General features: G+C 67.6%; 3 protein-coding genes. All 3 read left to right on the top strand.

Annotated elements, in window-relative coordinates:
- Positions 1-60 precede the first annotated feature (60 nt).
- Entirely contained in the window at positions 61-1,293 is a 1,233-nt protein-coding gene (locus QOD90_RS12165; RefSeq protein ID WP_526349959.1) for a sarcosine oxidase subunit beta family protein, read from the top strand.
- A gap of 29 nt (positions 1,294-1,322) precedes the next feature.
- On the top strand, positions 1,323-1,598 hold the full coding sequence (locus tag QOD90_RS12160) for a sarcosine oxidase subunit delta (RefSeq protein ID WP_526349957.1): 276 nt from the start codon (positions 1,323-1,325) through the stop codon (positions 1,596-1,598).
- Positions 1,598-3,117: NAD(P)/FAD-dependent oxidoreductase (locus tag QOD90_RS12155; RefSeq protein ID WP_526349955.1), on the top strand; the 1,520-nt coding region annotated here is incomplete at its 3' end. The genes QOD90_RS12160 and QOD90_RS12155, both read left to right, overlap by 1 nt.

Below are 3,117 nucleotides of genomic sequence, written 5' to 3'. Positions count from 1 at the left end.
GCTTACGGTTCGTGCAGCCTAACTGATATATCAGTTGTTCCGATAGTCATGGAGACGCGGATGAGTCCATCGCCCCCGGGCGCTCACTTGCCTGAGCACCCCGACTTCCTCTGGCGCAATCCCGAGCCGAAGCGGTCCTACGACGTCGTGATCGTCGGAGGTGGCGGCCACGGCCTGGCCGCCGCGCACTACCTCGTCAAGAACCACGGCATCACCAACGTCGCGGTCCTCGAGAAGGGCTGGCTGGCCGGCGGCAACATGGCTCGCAACACGACGCTGATCCGATCGAACTACCTGTGGGACGAGAGCACCCGGATCTACGAACACTCACTCAAGTTGTGGGAGGGCCTCGAGGAGGATCTGGACTACCCGATCCTGTTCAGCCAGCGCGGGGTGCTGAACCTGGCCCACAGCCTGCAGGACGTTCGCGACAGCGTGCGCCGGGTCGAGGCGAACGTGCTCAACGGCATCGACGCTCAGTGGGTCGAGCCGGATGAAGTCAAGAAGCTCTGCCCGATCGTCAACATCTCCGACGACATCCGCTACCCGGTGCTCGGGGCCACCTATCAACCGCGGGCAGGAATCGCCAAACACGACTACGTCGCTTGGGGTTTCGCCCGCCGCGTCGACGAGGCCGGGGTGGACGTCATCCAGGGCTGCGAGGTCACCGGATTCACGACCAACGGTGATCGGGTGACCGGATTGAACACCACCCGCGGCGACATCTCGGCGGGCCAGGTCGTCCTCTGCGCGGCGGGGCACACCTCCGTGCTCACCGACATGCTGAACGTCCCGGTACCCGTGCAGAGCCATCCCCTGCAGGCGCTGGTGTCCGAACTCCTCCAACCCGTACACCCAACGATCGTGATGTCCAACGCGATTCACGTGTACGTCTCCCAGGCGCACAAGGGTGAACTGGTGATGGGGGCAGGCGTCGACTCCTACAACGGCTACGGCCAGCGCGGTGCCTTCCACATCATCGAGCGACAAATGGCGGCCGCGGTCGAACTCTTCCCGATCTTTGCGCGGGCACATCTGCTGCGGAGCTGGGGCGGAATCGTCGACGTCACCCCTGACGCGTCGCCGATCGTCGGCGTCACCCCATATCAGAATCTTCTGCTCAATTGTGGCTGGGGGACAGGAGGATTCAAGGCCACCCCGGGAGTGGGCTGGTGCCTTGCCGATACCGTCGCCACCGGTGAACTCCATCCGTACATCGCGCCGTTCACCTTGGACCGCTTCGTCACCGGGGCGCTCGTCGACGAACACGGCGCCGCCGCCGTGGCCCACTGACGCCGCCCGACCCGAAACGAGGAGCCACCATGCAACTCATCGAATGCCCGTGGTGCGGGCAGCGCGAGGAGACCGAGTTCCACTACGGCGGTCAGGCGCACGTCCCCTATCCCGAGGATCCGCCTTCGCTGTCCGACGAAGAATGGGCGCACTACGTGTTCTTCAGGGCGAACCCCAAGGGGCCCTTCGCCGAACGCTGGGTTCACAGCGCCGGATGCCGACGATGGTTCAACGCGATCCGGGACACCGCCACCTACCGCTTCCGTACCGTCTACCGCGCAGGCGATCCGAGGCCGACGCTCTGATGACCGCACCGCATCGCACCCCGGCCGGCGGTCGAATAGACCGCGACACCGACTACGAGTTCACCTTCGGTGGGCGCACCCTGACGGGGCACCCCGGGGATACGCTCGCGTCAGCGCTGCTGGCCCATGGCATCCATCACATCAGTTCCAGCGTCAAATACGGTCGCCCGCGTGGCATTTCGGCGGCGTGGGCGGAGGACACCTCCGGCCTCGTCCAGATCGATGCACCCTTCTCCGAGCCGATGCTGCTGGCTTCGACGGTCGAACTCTACGACGGTCTGGCCGCCACGGGGATTCCGGGTCAGGGCAGGTTGTCCGAGGTTCCCGACCCGGCCCGCTATGACGCCATGCACGCCCACGCCGACCTGCTGGTCGTCGGCGCCGGCCCGGCTGGGCTGATGGCCGCGCTGACCGCGGCACGTTCGGGGGCCCGAGTCGTGGTGGTGGACGAGCAGTCCGAGCCCGGCGGCGCCCTGCTCGGCAGTGCCGACCGCATCGACGGCGCGCCCACCCTGGACTGGGTCCGGTCGGTGGTCGAGGAACTCGCGACCTTCCCCGAGGTGCGGCACCTGCAGCGGACGACCGCGTTCGGTCACTACGACGACGGGTTCGTCCTTGCGCTCGAGCGCCGCACCGACCATCTCGGTGGCCGTGCCCCGGAGGGTGTTTCGCGGCAACGGGTGTGGCGGATCCGCGCCAAGCACGTCATCGTCGCGACGGGCGCCCACGAGCGGCCCGTCGTGTTCGCCGACAACGACCGGCCCGGAATCATGCTGGCGCACAGCGCCAGGACGTTCCTGCACCGTTACGGCGTCCTGGTCGGTCGGGAAGCCGCTGTCTTCACCACCAACGACAGCGCCTATGTCGCGGCATTCGACCTCGCCGATGCGGGCACCGCCATCAAGGTCATCGTCGACGCGCGCCCGCACGTCCGCGAGGACCTTCGATCGGAATGCGACCGCAGGGGCATCTCGCTGCGCCAGGGTGCGGTGGTCTGCGGCACCCGGGGCGAGGAGCGCATCACTCACGCGCTGATCACCGGTGATGCTGGCGCCGAGGCGGTTTCGTGTGACGTCCTCCTGGTCAGCGGTGGCTGGAACCCAGCGGTGCACCTGTTCAGCCAGGTCCGCGGAACGTTGCGCTACGACTCCGCGCTCGGCGGCTTCGTTCCTGACGCGCCGGTGGAGAACGTCAGCGTCGCCGGTTCCGCCAGCGGTGTGATGGACCGGTCCGGCTGCCTGCGGCAGGGGCAGGCGTCGGCGCTGGCCGCACTCGCGGAGCTGGGCATCGAGACCGGCGAACCCGCCGCCGTCCCGAATACGCCTGCCGACGACGTGGCGCCCGGCCTGGTGCTCTGGCGAGTGTCCACCGGCGACGACGACGCCCAGTTCGTCGACGTCCAGCGCGACGCGACCGTCGCGGATCTCGGCCGCGCCGTCGGTGCGGGGATGCGATCGATGGAACACATCAAGCGCTACACCACCATTGGCACCGCACACGACCAGGGCAAGACGTCGGG

This window comes from Mycobacterium sp. (assembly GCF_032161845.1).
Classification (GTDB): Bacteria; Actinomycetota; Actinomycetes; order Mycobacteriales; family Mycobacteriaceae; genus Mycobacterium.
Note: the sequence above shows the minus strand (reverse complement) of the source record. Positions and strands in the feature narration are given on the sequence as shown.

Excerpts from the sequence above, each read along its gene's own strand:
- QOD90_RS12165 (WP_526349959.1), top strand. The coding sequence starts at position 61 with ATGAGTCCATCGCCCCCGGGCGCTCACTTGCCTGAGCACCCCGACTTC.
- QOD90_RS12160 (WP_526349957.1), top strand. The coding sequence starts at position 1,323 with ATGCAACTCATCGAATGCCCGTGGTGCGGGCAGCGCGAGGAGACCGAG.